12 protein-coding genes and 1 pseudogene are annotated in these 16,052 nt (G+C 73.0%); 1 reads left to right on the top strand and 12 read right to left on the bottom strand.

The window, feature by feature from the left end; genetic code table 11:
* Window positions 1-139: 139 nt before the first annotated feature.
* From ACIBF8_RS05610 to ACIBF8_RS05565, 10 genes are all read right to left on the bottom strand, one after another.
* Window positions 140-1,846, bottom strand: a complete 1,707-nt coding sequence (locus ACIBF8_RS05610) for a glycoside hydrolase (RefSeq protein WP_396781165.1) — start codon at window positions 1,844-1,846, stop codon at window positions 140-142.
* 170 nt (window positions 1,847-2,016) lie between these two features.
* Complete coding sequence (locus ACIBF8_RS05605; RefSeq protein WP_396781164.1) at window positions 2,017-2,844, bottom strand: shikimate dehydrogenase; 828 nt, start codon at window positions 2,842-2,844, stop codon at window positions 2,017-2,019.
* Window positions 2,844-4,037: an endolytic transglycosylase MltG gene (gene mltG / locus ACIBF8_RS05600; RefSeq protein ID WP_396781163.1), complete on the bottom strand. Its 1,194-nt coding sequence runs from the start codon at window positions 4,035-4,037 to the stop codon at window positions 2,844-2,846. The genes ACIBF8_RS05605 and mltG overlap by 1 nt, the downstream gene beginning before the upstream one ends.
* A complete protein-coding gene (gene ruvX / locus ACIBF8_RS05595) occupies window positions 4,037-4,495 on the bottom strand; it encodes a Holliday junction resolvase RuvX (RefSeq protein ID WP_112677948.1) in 459 nt (152 codons plus the stop codon). The genes mltG and ruvX overlap by 1 nt, the downstream gene beginning before the upstream one ends.
* A gap of 72 nt (window positions 4,496-4,567) precedes the next feature.
* A complete protein-coding gene (gene alaS / locus ACIBF8_RS05590) occupies window positions 4,568-7,246 on the bottom strand; it encodes an alanine--tRNA ligase (protein ID WP_396781162.1) in 2,679 nt (892 codons plus the stop codon).
* Entirely contained in the window at window positions 7,243-7,548 is a 306-nt protein-coding gene (locus tag ACIBF8_RS05585; protein ID WP_396781161.1) for a hypothetical protein, read from the bottom strand. Before ACIBF8_RS05585 ends, alaS begins: the two co-directional genes overlap by 4 nt.
* 28 nt (window positions 7,549-7,576) lie before the next feature.
* Window positions 7,577-8,041, bottom strand: coding sequence for a DUF948 domain-containing protein (locus ACIBF8_RS05580; protein WP_396781160.1), 465 nt, complete (start codon window positions 8,039-8,041; stop codon window positions 7,577-7,579).
* A gap of 147 nt (window positions 8,042-8,188) precedes the next feature.
* On the bottom strand, window positions 8,189-8,884 hold the full coding sequence (locus ACIBF8_RS05575) for a hypothetical protein (protein ID WP_396781257.1): 696 nt from the start codon (window positions 8,882-8,884) through the stop codon (window positions 8,189-8,191).
* A gap of 2,498 nt (window positions 8,885-11,382) precedes the next feature.
* A complete protein-coding gene (locus tag ACIBF8_RS05570) occupies window positions 11,383-12,921 on the bottom strand; it encodes a replication-associated recombination protein A (protein WP_396781159.1) in 1,539 nt (512 codons plus the stop codon).
* A 74-nt stretch (window positions 12,922-12,995) separates the two neighbouring features.
* The gene (locus ACIBF8_RS05565) at window positions 12,996-13,208 is read right to left on the bottom strand and encodes a hypothetical protein (RefSeq protein ID WP_007458297.1); all 213 of its coding nucleotides are present in this window, start codon (window positions 13,206-13,208) and stop codon (window positions 12,996-12,998) included.
* A 139-nt stretch (window positions 13,209-13,347) separates the two neighbouring features.
* Between ACIBF8_RS05565 and ACIBF8_RS05560 the strand changes: the two genes are divergently transcribed.
* Window positions 13,348-14,088: a GNAT family N-acetyltransferase gene (locus tag ACIBF8_RS05560; protein WP_396781158.1), complete on the top strand. Its 741-nt coding sequence runs from the start codon at window positions 13,348-13,350 to the stop codon at window positions 14,086-14,088.
* Between the two features lie 75 nt (window positions 14,089-14,163).
* On the opposite strand, the pseudogene ACIBF8_RS05555 reads toward ACIBF8_RS05560, so the two are convergent.
* Window positions 14,164-15,408, bottom strand: a pseudogene (locus ACIBF8_RS05555) (MFS transporter); the annotation flags it as partial.
* Window positions 15,405-16,013 carry a helix-turn-helix domain-containing protein gene (locus ACIBF8_RS05550; protein WP_396781157.1) on the bottom strand — a complete coding sequence of 203 codons (609 nt, stop codon included), beginning with the start codon at window positions 16,011-16,013 and terminating at the stop codon, window positions 15,405-15,407. The gene ACIBF8_RS05550 and the pseudogene ACIBF8_RS05555, both read right to left, overlap by 4 nt.
* Window positions 16,014-16,052: the final 39 nt, after the last annotated feature.

Below are 16,052 nucleotides of genomic sequence, written 5' to 3'. Positions count from 1 at the left end.
CCGAGGTAGCGTGCCTCGTCCAGCCTGGTTAACAATATCCGCCGATTGGGCGGTGCATGAATCCGCAAGCCGACAGAACGCCGGAGAATCGGATGCCCGACCCCCGGCGAACGCCGCCGCTGTCAGCCCGTCTCGATCGTCAGCGGCTACCCCCGGTGGGTTGCCGCAGGTACGGGTCCTTGCCGGCCTGCGCGAAGCCGGCCACCGCCGCGGCGTCGTGGTTCATCGTCATGTCGCAGGTCGACGTGCGGCTGGTCATGCCGGCCGAGTTGAAGTAGATGGCCGCCTTGATCTTCGGGTGCGCCTTCAGCGCCGCCGGGAACTCCTGGAACCAGCGCTGCTTGGCGCCCAGGTCGGCGGAGTTGAAGTTGGTGCCGAACTCGGCGAGCATCCGGGGCTTGCCGGCGCCGATGCCGTTGTCGTCCAGCCACCGGTAGAAGCCACCGACCGTCGTGCTCGGGCTCTTCCACACCGTGCTGCCGTTGCAGACGTGGAAGTTGTACGGGTCGTAGGCGACCCAGTCGACGTACCGGTCACCCGGGTACAGGCCGGCGTACCGGGAGTAGTGCCCGGACCAGCCCATCATCGTCCAGACCCAGACCGCGTTGGTCGCGCCGGCGTTGGCGAACCGCTCGTGCACGTAGCGCCAGGCGCGGACGAAGTCGGCGTCGCTGCCCTTGTTCGGCTCGTCCTCCGGCTCGTGGTCGAAGCCGATGAAGACCGGCACACCGGCGGCGCGGATCCGGCCCGCGACCGCGTCGATGGTCGTGTCCTGCTTGCCGCCGTAGACATCCGACCACTTGAGGGTGGTGCCGGCGGAGAAGTCGCGGGACTCCCAGGCGAAGAACATCAACCGGCCTTCGCGCATCTGCTGCTGCTCGTACACGTCGGGAAAGGCGCCGTTGCTGCCGGCGTTGGAGAAGTCGTGGTAGCGGTGCACGATGTCGAACTTGCGCCCGACCTGCGCCTCCACGTCGGCGACGGCCTTGCCGTGGTCCCACCCGCCGGCCGCCCCGGCGGGCGAGTACATGCCCCACCAGGCACCGCAGGACGGCACGAGCTTGTCCGAGACGGACCCACACTTGCCGGCCGGAACGGTGCCGCTGGCGCTCGGGGTCGCCGTCCGGGTCGGGGCGGTGGTCGGCGTCGGCTTCGGCGCGGCGGTCGTCGGCGACGCGCTCGGCACCGGCGGCGGCGCCGGCCGGGTGGTCGTCACCGGCGACGGCCGGGCCCCGAGGTCATAGCTGATCAGCAGGCTGGGCCGCAGGTCCGGGTTGCGGTTCTCCACCGACGCCCAGTAGATCCGGCTCTCCAGACCGCTCTGCGCCAGCGAGACCGTCCAGGTGCCGTTGCCGGTGACCAGCTTGGAGACGTCCCACTCGTTGAAGCCCTTGGACACACTGCTCACGCTGTCCAGCGTGGTGCCGGCCGGCGTCAGCGGAGGCCGCGACTCGCGCGCGCTCAGCGGCGAGGCGTGCGCCGTCACCGTGGCGGTGAACTGCTGCCAGGCGTGCACCCGCAGCGTCGCCCGCACGTTGACCGCGGCGGCCGGCACCGTGGTCACCGCGAACTCGATGACCGCCTCGCGGCCACCGCGCGGGTTGCCGTCGCAGCGCGTCGCGCAGGTCGCGAGGGTCGTCTTGGCCGCGTTGTCACCGTCCTGCGACACCGCCGTCGCGGTGGTGTCCGCCGCCGCCCGGACCGACAGGTCGTCGCTGGCCAGCAGCGGCATCATCGTCGCCACGATGCCGGCCACCACCGAACCGCCGACCACTCCGATGGCGATCGCCTTGCGCCGGGGTCCGGAACGGAACCGGGTGATGCGGTGCAGTCCGTGCCTGGTCAAGGAAACTCCCTGTGTCTGCGTCCGTAACGGTGAGCAGCGTATCGACGACCAGGGCATGTCGCCGGAAGGACAGTTTTCCGTAAGCGCGTCTTAACCGTCAGCTAAGGAAACCGTGCCGGCCGCGCGACGGCCGGTCCCGATCCGGTAACGGCACTGTCCGATGAGGCGGGTCAACCAGCGCGCGCCGCGGCCAGCGCGGCGGCCATCGCCGCCCTCGGCGCGGGCACCCCGGTGAACTGCTCGAACTGCCCGATCGCCTGGGCCAGCAGCAGATCGAGACCGGAGACGATCCGGCAGCCGGCCCGGTCGGCGGCCGTCGCCAGCGGCGTCGGCCACGGGTCGTACAGCGCGTCGAAGAACACCGCGCCCGGCCGCCAGGCCACCGCGTCGGCCAGTGGATCGGCGACCCCCTTCGGCACGGTGGAGACGGCCACGTCGGCGGTCGACAGGTGCCGGGACACATCTGCCCAACCGGCGGGGGTCAACGCGACACCCAGCGCGTCCGCCACCGATCTCAGTCCCTCGACCGCCTCCGGTCGGCGGGCCACCACCGTCACCGACGAGCACGCCAGCTGCGCGGCGGCGGCGAGCGCGGCGCGGGCCGTCCCACCGGCACCGAGCACCGTCACGGCGGCACCGGCGCCCACCCCGGCGTCGGTGAGGACATCCACCATGCCGGCGACGTCGGTGTTGTCCGCGTGCCAGGAGCCGTCCGGACGGCGTACCAACGTGTTGGCCGCGCCGACGGCGGCGGCGACCGGCGACGCGGTGTCGGCCACGGCGAGCGCCGCCTCCTTGCCCGGCATGGTCACCGACAACCCGGCCCACTCCGGGCCCAGGCCGGCGACCAGATCCGGCAGCTCCGCCGCCGCGCACTCGATCCGGGTGTACGACCACCCGGTCAGCCCGGCGGCGGCGTAGCCGGCATTGTGGATCACCGGGGAGAGCGAGTGCGCGATCGGCTTGCCCAGCACCGCGGCCCGCCGTCTGAGCGCCATCAGATGATCCCAGCCTCCCGGGCCTTCGCCTCGTTGCGCTGGTGCTGCTCGTACGTCTCGGCGAACTCCGAGTGGCCCTGCTTGTCGATCGCCACGAAGTAGAGCCACTTGCCCGGCGGCGTGGCCATCGCCCCTTCCAGGGCTTCCTTGCCCGGGTTGTTGATCGGGGTGGGGATCATGCCGCGCAGCTTGCGGTTGTACGGATTCTTCGGGTCGTCCAGCTCCGCCGCCGTCATCTGCTTGGACGACTTGGTCGGCTTACCGATCGACTCCAGGTAGTAGTTGACCGTGACGTCCATCTCCAGGCAGTTGCACGGGAACTCGCCGTACGCCCGGTTGTAGGCCACCCGGGCCACCTTGCCGAGATCGTCCTTGTTACCTGCCTCGGCCTGAGCGAGGGACGCCACGATCAGCGCCTCGTACGGGCTGACCTTGCGTTCCTCCTGCACCCGGTCGGCGAACTTCATCTCTCCGGTCACCGAGAGGAAGCGGTCCACCATGAGCTTGAGGATGCTCTCCGCGGTGGACTTCGGCGGAATCTCGTAGGTGTCCGGGAAGAGGAAGCCCTCGACCGACTTGACCACCTTCTTGCCGTCGTCACGCTTGAACCACCAGCTCGGGACGCCGAGCGCCTCCGGGTCCTTCGCGGCGGTCTCGAAGTTCTTGACCGGGATCTTGGTCTTGTCGGAGAGCAGCTTGTAGATGTTCTTGGCGGTGCGGCCCTCGGGGATGGTCAACCCGTTGACGATCTTGTTCTTCAGGTCGAGCATCGCGGTCACGGCATTCGCAGCGCTCATCTGCTTGCGCAGCTTGTACGTGCCCGGCTGGATGTTCTTGCTGCGCGAGTTGGCCTCGGCCGCCTCGACGAAAGCCTTCTGACTCTTCACCACGTCGGCCGCCACAAGGGCGTCGGCCATGTCGGCGAGCAACGCGCCGTTCTTGATCTCGACGGTGATCTCGCCGGTGCCGGCCCCGTCGTAGTCGGGGGTGACGAAGTAGTTCTGGATGCGGTCGAAGCCGTAGAACGCGCCGCCGCCGATGCTGCCCAACAGGAGCAAGGCCATCAGCAGGGCCAGGAATGTCTTGCCCCGGCCGCCACCGGACTTGCCGTTGCGCTTGCGGAAGCCGCGCCGGTGCCGACCCTTCTCCCCCCGCTCCGGCTCGTCGAACCCAAGGTCCAGATCGTCGATCATTACGTCCGCCTCCGCTGCGCGTCCAGCCAGCTCTGCAGGATCTCCACCGCGGCCGCCTGATCGACAACCGCACGTTGACGTTTACCTCGGACGCCACGCTCGGCAAGCCTACGAGAAGCGACCACGGTCGACATCCTCTCGTCAGTGAGCGTTACCGGGACAGGCGCTATCACATCGACCAGTCGGTCAGCGTACGCCTTCACGTGGACGGCCGCAGGGCCGTGCTTGCCGGCGAGATTGACCGGAAGGCCGACGACAACCCCGACGGCCTCGTGCTCGGCCACCAACGCGGCCAGCTCGGCGAGGTCGCTCGGCACCGCGTCCGGTGCCGCCGTGAGATCACGGGCCAGGGTGACCAGCGGCGTTGCCAGGATCCCGTCCGGGTCCGAGCGGGAGACGCCCACCCGCACCTGACCGACGTCCACACCGATCCGCACACCGCGCGTCAGCTCAGCCACCGACGGTCACCATCAGCCGCGTACGAACCAGGGCGGACCACATGGTCCGCCCTGGCTGAGAGTGATCGTCCATCACGCCTCGGTGATCGCCTTCTCAACGGTGAGCAGGAGGTTCGGCGCCTCGGCCGCGGGCAGGCCGCCGCCCTGGGCCAGGTCGGGGCTGCCACCGCCGCGCCCGGAGAAGGCCGCCTTCACCAGATCCGACGCGGCCAGCCCCCGGCCCCGCGCCGCCGCGTTGACCGCCACCACCAGGGACGCCTTGCCGTTCGACCGAGCCGCCACCGCGACCACCGCCGGCCGCGCCGGGTCGATCTTGCCGCGGATCTCCTGCGCCAGGGTGCGCACGTCGTTACCGGCCGCGCCCTCCGGCGCCTCGGTGCCCACGTACGCGACCCCGCGCACGTCCTTGGCCTGCGCCGCGAGCGCACCGGCCCCGCCGAGCACCAGCTGGGCGCGCAGCTTCTCCAGCTCCTTCTCGGCATCCCGAAGCTGGGTGACGGTCTGCTCCACCCGGTCGGCGACCTGGTCGTTGGGCACCCGGTACAGCTCGGCGAGCCGGGAGACCAGCAGGTGCTCCTTGGCCAGGAAGCCGAAGGCGTCCATGCCGACCAACGCCTCGACCCGGCGGACACCGGAACCGATCGACGACTCGGAGAGGATCTTCACGAGGCCGAGCTGGGCCGAGCGAGCCACGTGCGTACCGCCGCACAGCTCCCGGGCGTAGTCACCCACCTCGACGACCCGCACCTCCTCGCCGTACTTCTCGCCGAAGAGCGCCATCGCCCCGATCCGCCGCGCCTCGTCCAGCGAGGTGATGAAGGCGTGCACCTCCAGGTCGGCCAGGAGCACCTCGTTGACCTGCTGCTCCACGTCGCGCAGGACGCTCGGCGACACCCCGGTCGGGGTGTTGAAGTCGAACCGGAGCCGGCCGGGCGCGTTCAGCGACCCCGCCTGGGTGGCCGACTCGCCGAGGAAGTTCCGCATGGTCTGGTGCACCAGGTGGGTGGCGGTGTGCGACCGGGAGATCGCCCGCCGCCGGGTCGTGTCGATTTCGGCGTAGCCCGCCTCGCCCGCACGCACCTCGCCCCGGATCACCCGGGCGCGGTGCACGATCAGGCCCGGCACCGGCTGCTGCACGTCGAGCACCTCGACCTGCCCGCCACCAACGGTGATCATGCCCTGGTCGGGCTGCTGGCCACCGCCCTCGGCGTAGAACGGGGTGGTGTCCAGCACCAGCTCGATGGTGTCGCCCTCGGTCGCCGCCTGCCGCGGGCCGTCGGCGCCGAGCAGCGCCCGCACCGTCGACTCACGGGACACCTCGCTGTACCCGGTGAACGTCACCGGGCCGCCCGCGTCGAGCACCGACCGGTACGCCGACAGGTCGACGTGGCCGGTCTTGCGGGCCTGCGCGTCCGCCTTCGCCCGGGTCCGCTGGTCGGCCATCAGCCGCCGGAAACCCTCGTCGTCGACAGTCAGGCCCTGCTCCGCGGCGATCTCCAGGGTCAGATCGATCGGGAAGCCGTACGTGTCGTGCAACTGGAACGCCTTCGCCCCGGACAGCGCGGAACCGCCCGCCGTGCGGGTCTCCGCGATCGCGGTGTCCAGGATCGTCGTACCCGCACGCAGGGTCGACAGGAACGCCTCCTCCTCCGCGTACGCGTAATCCGCGATCCGGTCGAAGTCGGTCGCCAGCTCCGGGTACGACGGCGCCATGCAGTCCCGGGCCACCGGCAGCAACTCGGGCAGCGCCCGGTCCTGCCAGCCCAGCAGCCGGATCGACCGGATCGCCCGCCGCATGATCCGGCGCAGCACGTACCCGCGACCCTCGTTGCTCGGGGTCACGCCGTCGCCGATGAGCATCAGCGCGGTCCGCACGTGGTCGGCGATCACCCGCAGCCGCACGTCGTCCGGGTGCGACTCGCTCGCCACGTGCCCGGAGTGCGCACCGTACCGCTTACCGGTCAACTCGGCCGCCCGCGCCAGGATCGGCCGGACCTCGTCGATCTCGTACAGGTTGTCCACACCCTGCAGGATCGAGGCCATCCGCTCCAGGCCCATGCCGGTGTCGATGTTCTTCGCCGGCAGGTCACCCAGGATCGGGTAGTCCTCCTTGCTGGTGCCCGGACCCCGCTCGAACTGCATGAACACGAGGTTCCAGAACTCCATGTAGCGGTCCTCGTCGACCGCCGGGCCGCCCTCACGGCCGTACTCCGGGCCCCGGTCGTAGAACAGCTCGGAGCACGGACCGCACGGCCCGGGGATCCCCATCGACCAGAAGTTGTCCGCCTTGCCCCGACGAACGATCCGCTCGGCGGGCACCCCCACCGACCGCCAGATCTCGTACGCCTCGTCGTCGTCGAGGTACACCGTCGGCCAGACCCGCTCGGCGTCCAACCCGAACCCGCCGTCGGCCTGCGACTTGGTGACCAGGTCCCACGCGAGGGGGATCGCCCCGGCCTTGAAGTAGTCACCGAAGGAGAAGTTGCCGTTCATCTGGAAGAACGTGCCGTGCCGGCTGGTCTTGCCGACCTCGTCGATGTCCGGGGTGCGGATGCACTTCTGCACGCTGACCGCCCGCTGGTACGCGGGCGTCTGCTGACCCAGGAAGTACGGCACGAACTGCACCATGCCGGCGTTGACGAACAGCAGGTTCGGGTCGCTGATGGCGGGCAGCGGAGCGGACGGCACCACGGTGTGGCCATTCGCCTCGAAGTGCGCGAGGTACCGCCGCTTGATCTCCGCCGTCTTCATCGCTGGTGTTCCTCCGGAAAGATGTTTCGATCGCCGATGCGCGGGTCTTCCCGCAGCTCGGCGAACTGATCGTCGAACGCCTCGCCCTGGGCGAACGCCTGGTGGATCTCCTGCTCGCGTTCGGCCATCCCGACCCGGACGTCCTCCACGAAGCTACGCAGCGACTCGACCAGCCCGCCAGCGGATTCCGTCAGGGAGCTGGCGATGCCGGCCGGCGTGTACGCCTGCGCGGTCCGGGTCGCCTTGCGGACCACGACCACGCCGACGGCCACCCCGATACCGAGCCAGAACAAGCGCCTCATGTCTCGCTACCTCCTGGTGCCCGGCCGGTCAGCTGTTGCCGCGTCGCGCGGCCCGTCGCTGCTGCTTGATGGTGTCGCGCACCTCGCGCTCGGTCTCGGCGTGCCGGCGGCCGGCGGCGGCCTTGCGCACGCCGTAGCCGAACGCGGCCACCTTGACCAGCGGGTTGGCGGCGGCCGCCGAGACGACGGTGGCCAGGTTGGCGATGTTGGCGGTGACGTTCTGGGCGTGGCTGGTCATGGTGTCGACCTTCGCCAGCTGGAGGTTCACACCGTCGAGCGAGGTCTGTACCTGCTCCAACGCCGTGTTGACGTTCTTCACCGTGGTGTTCACGTCGCCCAGCAGCGGCGCGGTCCGGTCGTTGAGGTCGTTGATCATGCGGGTGGTGGCGTCAACCGTGTGCCGCAGCCGCAGGATGGGCAGCGTCAGGATGAGCACCAGCACCGCGAACGCGCACGCCGCGATCAGCGCCGCGATGGCTCCAATCTCACCCACGCCAGTCCTCCTCAAGCAGAGTTCCGCAGGACCCGACGTCCTCGGAACGCTCAACCATGGCACCCGTACCGGCCGCCGAACGTCGACGGTCACCGGTACGGGCGCGCCCGCCAGCCCCAGACCCTACCGTCCGTGATGGAAACCGGCTCACGACGGTGAGGGTGTCAGCTCACCCAGGGGATCCGCACTGACCGTTGGGAAGGGATCCTCTCCGGTCAGTGACGGGTCGGTGGTCGGCTGCGGCCTGGTCCGCTCGTCGTCGATCGCGTTGCGTACCTTCACCGACACCAACGAGCCGGTGCACTCGGTCGCAGCGGCCGACGGATCCCCGGACGGCACGACTGCCGGCTCGCCGTCCACCGGCGGCGGCACACAGGTCGGCTCGCGGACCCACAGGTCCAGGGTCAGCTCGTCGCGACGCCAACAGGTGTAGCTGCCCTTCGTCTGCTGCTCCGGGCAGCGGCTGACCTTCCACGGCCGCCAACCGTCCTGGCGCAGCGCGTCCTCGTAGACCTGCGCCGTCTCCTTGGGCGCCTTCTCCGAGGTCACGGTGCGCTCCCGCAGCCGGCAGTCGAGGAGGCACCACCGGCTGCCGCTGACGTCATCGACCGTCTTCGCCGCCGCCCAGCCGGGCACGTTGAGCTCGTCGAGGTTGTCGAAGACCGGGTCACGGCTCAGCGTCCGGATGCCGAAGAAGAGCGGCACCGCGCCGAGCAACACGACGCTGACCAGCGCCAACACCGCCGCGCGCAGTCGGCGTCGTTCCCGGGTCTGTCGGCGTACCTCGGAACGGGCGCTGGGTGCTGCCTCGTCGTCGGACGTGTCCCGACCGGCCGCGCGCAGCGCCGGCCCGTCGGCGGGCTCCGGTGCCGGCCGGTCCACCGGGCCGGACGCGGAGGGCACCACGGCGGCGGCGCGGGCCACACCGACGGGCTCGCCGGGGCGGCCGGGCGGCGGCACGGGCGCGACACCACTCGGCTCGGCACGGCCGGGCTCCCGGTGCGGAGGGAGGGCACGCCCGGCGGCGCGGTCGGCCGGCGCGGGCCGACCAGCCGGCGCGGCACCACGGGCCGACCCCGGCTCACCGGTCGTCCGGTCGTCGGTGGGCGGCTGCGCGCCGGGTGGGCGGACGGCGGCACGAGCCGGGCCGTCCGGCCGCGAACGCGGCGGGCCGTCCACGCCCGGCGCAACGGCCGCACGAGCCGGACCGTCCGGATGGGTCGCGTCCCGGGGTGCCGCCTCGGCACCCGGGCCGGGGCGGCGTGGGCCGTCCGCGCCCCGGCGCCCGGTGCCCGGCGCCGGGGCGTCGCCCGGGATGGGCCGGGCCCGGCCGGGCGGGGTGGGGCGGGCGGCGCCCCGAGCCGGTGCGGCGGGGCCGGCGCCGGGCGCGGATCGCCCACCGGCGTAGGGGTCGTCGCCGCGGTCACTCGCGGGCCCAGGTCGACCGGGGCCGGGCGCACCGTCGGGGTCGGGCTCGGTCGGTGGACGACGGCGTCGGCCGGCCGGATCAGGGGAGGGCGTGGCGTCCGGGCCGGACTCGGCCACGGCACGGCCGTGCCGGCCGGTGGGGTCCGGAGTGGATGGCGCAGCGCCCGGGCGCCGGGCGGGCCGCTCACCAGACGTCGGCGGGTACAGCGCCTGCTCGCCGGTGGATCCCGGCGCGTCGGGCCGGGCGGCTCGACGACCGGTCGGCGGATCCGCGCCCGGGTCGGCCGGCGGGCCGACGGGCCGGCGGGCGGCGGTGCGCTCCGCGGCCGGATCCGGCACCCCGAGCCGACCGGACGCCTGGTCGGCGAGGTCCCCCGGCACCGTGGGCGGCACCGGACGGCCAGCCGCGGCCGGCGGGCCGCCGCCTCGGCGGTTGACCACCGGCAGGCCCGGGTCGGTGTGGGGCAGGCGGCCCGCCTGGCGGAGCCAGTCCGCGGGCCGCTCGGGGCGGTCCAGCCGAGGTTCGCCGCCGGCTGGCGTTCGGCGCTCCTGTTCGTTGGAGACGACCCGGCGGCGACCGGTGCCGTCCGCCGGGCCGATGGTGGGCGTGGCGCCGCTGTGGCCACCGGTCGCCTCCGGCACCGACGGCGCATTGCCCGAGCGGGGCACGGACGGCGCATTGCCCGAGCGGGGCACGGACGGCGCGTTGCCCGAGCGGGGCACCGGCGGCTCGTCGGGTTCCGCGGCGCGGCGGCGCCCCCCGGCCGGTGGACGGGGGTGCTCGGCGGAACGCCGTCCGGTGGGTTCCGGCGCGCCGGGGTCGGCCGGGCCCGGACGACGCCGGGCGGTACGCGGGTCGTGGTCGATGGCGGGGTCGGGCAGCAGGCCGTCCGCGACCGGCGGCACGACGCCAACCGGCGCGCCGTCGAAGCGGGCCGGCCCGGCAGCGGCGGTCGCGCCGGCGGTCCGCGCCGGATCGGGTGCCGGGCCGGCGGCGCGTCGACCGGCGGGCGTGCCGTCGGCGGGCGGCTGGGCACGGCGGGGCTCGACCGGGTCCGGGCCGGAGCGGCGGCCCGGTGCTCCAGCGTCTGGCCGGCGCAGCCGCGGCATCGCGTCCGGATTCTCACCGGGCGCGGCGGCGTCCGGACGACGGCCCGGCGGAACAGCGGCGTCCGGACGACGGCCCGGCGGAACAGCGGCGTCCGGACGACGGCCCGGCGGAACAGCGGCGTCCGGACGACGGCCGGCCGGGGGGCCAGCGGTCGGTGGGCCCACGGGTGGGCCGGGAGGAGCCGCTGCGGCACGAGCACGGGCCGGGCCGCCGGGCGTGTCGGGGGTCGGGCGAGGCCCCTGCGGCCCGGTCGGGTCGCCGGCGCCCGGACGGACGGAGGGTGCTGACGGTGGTACGGCAGCGCGGGCGCCCGGCACCGGCTGCACGCCGCGGCGCGCCGGCTGCCCCGGGCCGGCGGCGGGTGGCCGGTCGTCCGGACGGCGACCCGCTGGCGGCGCCTCCCCCGGCCAGGGTCCGTCGACCGGTCGACGGCCGGCGGCACCACCGGGGTCACCCGGGCGGGGGGCGGGGGGCGCCGGGGACTCCGGCCCGGCGGCGCGCGCGGCGGGCGGCTCTGCCGGCGTACGCGGACCGGCCGGCGCACCCGGACGCGGCCCGGCGGGGTCAGCTGGCGGCATGCCCCCGCGGGGTCGGCTCGGTTCTGCCGGTGCGCCATCCGGGCCCAGCTCGGTGCGTTGCTGCTTGGCCGAGCGCAGGTCGTCGATCCAGCCGAACTCCTCGCCGGCGACCGGCTCCTCGGGCTCGGGCTCCGCCGCCCGGCCGCGACCCCAACGGCGGGTCTTGGCGCGGGGATCGCGCCGCTCGTCCGGGCCCTCGTCCGGGCGGTCCCCACCACGCGATCTCACTGTTGACCCTCTCCTGCGGCGTCGGTGCCGCTGTCCTGCATCGTGCCGGGGGCACCGGTGCCCGTCGTCGGACGGTCGGCCCCCGGGGATAGCGCTGGCGCGGCCTGCGTCGTTACGGATGGCTCGGACGCCGGAGTCTCCGGGCGGGCGGCCGGCGCCGGCAGACCCCGCACGATCCGGCGCAGCAGCGGCAGCCGGGTGGCGACCGAGCGCTCCGCGCCGTGCGGGCTGGGCTGGTAGTAGTCGGTGCCCACCAGGTCGTCCGGGACGTACTGCTGGGTGACCACGCCGCGCTGGTCGTCGTGCGGGTAGCGGTAACCGGTCCCGTGGCCCAACCCCCGGGCACCGGCGTAGTGCGCGTCGCGCAGCCCTCGCGGGACCGGGCCGCCACGACCGGCCCGGACGTCGGCGATCGCGGCGCCGATGGCGGTGGTGGCCGAGTTCGACTTGGGCGCGGTGGCCAGGTGGATCACCGCTTGGGCGAGGTTGAGCTGTGCCTCGGGCAGCCCGACGTACTCGACCGCGTGCGCGGCGGCGGTGGCGACGCTCAACGCGGTCGGGTCGGCCATGCCCACGTCCTCGCTGGCGAAGATGACCAGGCGACGGGCGATGAACCGGGCGTCCTCACCGGCGACCAGCATGCGGGCCAGCCAGTGCACGGCCGCGTCCACGTCCGAGCCGCGCATGCTCTTGATGAAGGCGCTAATCACGTCGTAGTGGGCGTCACCGTCGCGGTCGTAGCGCACCGCCGCCACATCGACCGCCTGCTCCGCGGTGGCGAGGTCGATCCGCCCGCTGCCCAGGGCCGTGGCGGAGGCCGCCGCCGCCTCCAGCGCGGTGAGTGCCTTACGGACGTCACCGGCGGCCAGCCGGACCAGGTGGTCCTCGGCGTCGGCGGCCAGGGTGAGCGCGCCGTCCAGGCCACGCTTGTCGGCGACCGCGCGGCGCAGCAGGCCCCGCACCGCCTCGTCACCCAACGGTTGCAGGGTGAGCAACACGCACCGCGACAGCAGCGGTGAAATGATCGAGAAGTACGGGTTCTCGGTGGTCGCCGCCAGCAGGGTGACCGTGCGGTCCTCGACGGCGGCGAGCAGGGAATCCTGTTGGGTCTTGCTGAACCGGTGCACCTCGTCGATGAAGAGCACGGTCTGCGGGCCACCCGAACGGCGCTGGCGGCGGGCCGCCTCGATCACCGCCCGGACGTCCTTCACCCCGGCGGAGAGTGCCGACATGGCGACGAAGCGGCGGTCGGTCGCCCCGGCCACCAGGTGCGCGATGGTGGTCTTGCCGCTGCCGGGCGGGCCCCAGAGGATCACCGACATCGGTGCCCCGCCGGAGACCAGTTGCCGCAGGGGTGCGCCGGGGGCGAGCAGGTGCTCCTGCCCGACCAACTCGTCGAGGGTCACCGGGCGCATCCGGACGGGCAGGGGCGAATCGTCGGCTACCGCGGTGAAGCCGTCGACGCCGGTGTGACCGGCGGGCGCGCTGCGCGGCCCGGCGGGTTCACCGAGGGAGAAGAGGGCGTCGGACTCCATCACGAAGACAGTACCGGGCCGGGCCCACGACGCCGGAATCGCGCTGCGGGCCCGCCACCGGTGATCGGTTCCGGTCAGCCACGCCCGGGACGCCGGCCCCGGTACCAGCGGCCGCCGCCACCGCCGCGCGGGCCGCTGCCCACCCCGGCCAGGTAGAGCGAGAGCAGGAGCAACCCGATGAGTACGAGGGTGTTCCAGTTGAACAGGTCCGGTGCTCCGAAGTCGGTGTTCAGCAGGTCGAGCAGCAGGGCGAAGCCAAAGACGATGGCCGCGAGAATGGCGAGCATGTCGGTCCTCCGGTGGGGGTTCCCAGTAGGTCGGCGCGTTATGTACCCAATCGGTCGGCTCGCCAATCTCCACGGTGGATTTGCCCCTCCCACGGCGGCCCGGAGAGGTCGTCCCATCGTCGGCTCCTAGGCTGGACCCATGATCATCGAAGACCAGGAGTTGCAGGACCGGGACACCATCCTGGCCGCCGTCGGCCACCACCCGTTCGCTCGGCACGCGCTCGGGCGGGCCGTGCCGGCACGTGGGTACCGGCGCGATGGCGCCGTGCTGTGGTTGGTGCCGCCCGAGCGCGGACCGGCCGGCTGCGCGATCGGTCCGGCCGAGCCGGCGCTGGAGATCTGTGTCGCGCTCGCCACCGACGGGACGCTGAACCCGGGGCACCGCCTGCACCTGCCTCGACACGATCGCGGTCTGCTGTTCGACCGGCTGGCGGTGGCCGAGCACAACGACTGGGACTTCCACTGGACCGACACGTCGCCGCCGCCCCAACCGGACGAGCAGCGGGTGGTACGCCTGACTGCCGCCGACCGTCCGGCGCTGGAGGCGCTGATCGACGAGTCGTTTCCCAACAGCACCTCCCGCCCGAGCGACCCCCGGGTGGTGCACTGGTACGGCATCCGCGACGGCGACCGGTTGGTGGCCTGCGGCGCGGACCGCAGCCAGGGTGACATCGGCTTTCTCGCCGGCCTGACCGTCGCCCCCGACCAACGGGGGCGGGGGCTGGGCGCGTCCCTGACCGCCGGGATGACCCGGGCGCTGCTGGCGCGCCACGACATCGTGGGGCTCGGGGTCTACACGTTCAACGTCGGTGCGGCGCGGCTCTACCGTCGGCTCGGCTTCACCAACACTCTCCCGCTCAGCTCGATCCGCCTCGCCTGACTGCCGGTCGGCCGGTCCGGCAAGAGGGCTTCCCTAACGGTCGGCGGCGGGTACCGGGACCGCGATCGGCTCGCTGGCGGGAGCGGATCGACGGCCGGCCAGCCAGGCGGGCAGGTAGAGCGGGGCGGCGACGGCCAGCACGATCGCGCCGACCACCATCGCGGTGCTGACGCTGGCGGCTGCGGCGATCGCGGTCAGCACCACCCCGCCGAGCGCACCGGCCGGCTGCGCCATCATCGAGTTCAGCGAGAGCACGCTGGTCCGATACGGGCCGTCGACCTGACGGTGCAGCAGCCCGCTGTGCAGCGGGTTGGACGCGCCGTGCACGGCGTAGCAGGCCAGGTAGGCCACGAGCACGCCGACCGGCCCGGCGAACAGCCCCATCCCGACCACCGTCACGCCCTGAAGAATGCGCAGCAGGGCCGCACCCGGAGCGGCGCCGAACCAGCGCAGCAGCAGGGGCGTCAGCGCCGCTCCGGTGGCCGAGGCGAGCCAGGCGGCCGAGTTGGCCGGCCCGAGCAGCGCGGCGGCGCGTTCCGGATTGCCGATCACCTCGGCGAGCCGTACCGGCAGCAGCGACTCGAAGGTGACCATGCCGAACCCCCAGAACAGCTCGACCGCCACCAACGCCAGCAGCACCCGGGAGCGGCGCAGCAGCCCGACGGCCTGGCCGATCATGCGGGGCGCCTGGACCACCGAGGCCCGCACGGCCGCGACTCCGGTGGCCGGCCGCTCCTCGACCAGCAGCACGACCAGCGCGACGAGTGCCGCCGCTTGCGCGACGATGGCGGCCAGCACGGGCACCGTGAGCGCGGTGACCGGCCCGATCGGGCCGAGCGCGATGAGACCGCCGCTGAGCAGCGCGCCTCCGCCGATGGCGCCGCCGATCACGGTGCCGGCGTAGCCGAGGCCCTTCTCGTACTCGGCCTGCGGGTCGGCGGCCAGGGTGGCGTCGACGTACCAGGACTCCAGCGGGCCGCTGTCCAGCGCGCGGTAGATGCCCTGGAGGGCCCACACCACGAAGAACAGCACGAACGAGTCGGCCACCGCGAACAACGCCAGCGAGGCGAGGTTGAGCACTCCGGCGGCGAGCAGCACCGGTCGGCGGCCGAGGGCGTCGGCGAGGCCGCCGGTGGGCAACTCCAGTGCCAGCACCAACAACCCCTGCGCGGTGCCGACCAGGCCGATCTGCGGCAACGACAGGCCGCGCTCCTGCATCAGCAGGATCATCACCGGGATCATCAGACCGGTGGGCAGCCAGCGCAGGCCGTAGAGCGTGAGGTAGCGACGCCGCACCTGGCGTACGGTCAGCGCGCTCACTGGTACTCCTCCCGCAGCGGGTAGGCCGCCATGAAGACCTGCACCGGGCGGGCCTGCGGGTCGGCCGAGTCGACCGGGTCGGCCTCGCGGTGGTACCGCTCCAGCACCTGCCACAACTCCGTCTTGAGCTCCTCCAGCCGGGCCGGCGGGATGGTCATGAAGATGTCGCTCATCCCGAAGGCATCCCGCCAGGCGGGGGACCACTCGTGCTGGGTGGCGAACCAGCGGTCGGCGGTGTCGACGAGGAGACGCACCTGGTCGCCCTGAATCCACTCGATGGCGGCCCGGGCGTCCGGGTCGTCGTCAAAGTCGCTCGGCTCCCAGTTGGTGACGTCGTGTGCCGCCTGCCACCAGCGCTGCCGTCCGCTGCCCCGGTCGGGATCCTCGATGACCAGCCCGACCCCGGCGAGTTGGCGCAGGTGGTAGCTGGTCGCGCCGGTGTTGGTGCCGAGCATCTCGGCGAGGGCGGTGGCGGTGGCGGGCCCCTTCACCCGCAGGGCGCCGACCAGTCGCATGCGCAGCGGGTGCGCCAGCACCCGGACCTGCCGCTTGTCGATCCGCACCGCACGCGGCGCGGGCCGCGGGGTCGCTTCGTCCTCCGTCATGACTGCACACTATCTCTGCACACTTCCTATGCACAAGAG

Origin of the sequence: Micromonospora sp. NPDC050276 (assembly GCF_044459545.1) — a bacterium.
GTDB lineage: Bacteria > Actinomycetota > Actinomycetes > Mycobacteriales > Micromonosporaceae > Micromonospora.
The sequence above is the reverse complement of the archived record's forward strand: the minus strand, read 5'-3'. Positions and strand labels throughout refer to the sequence as shown.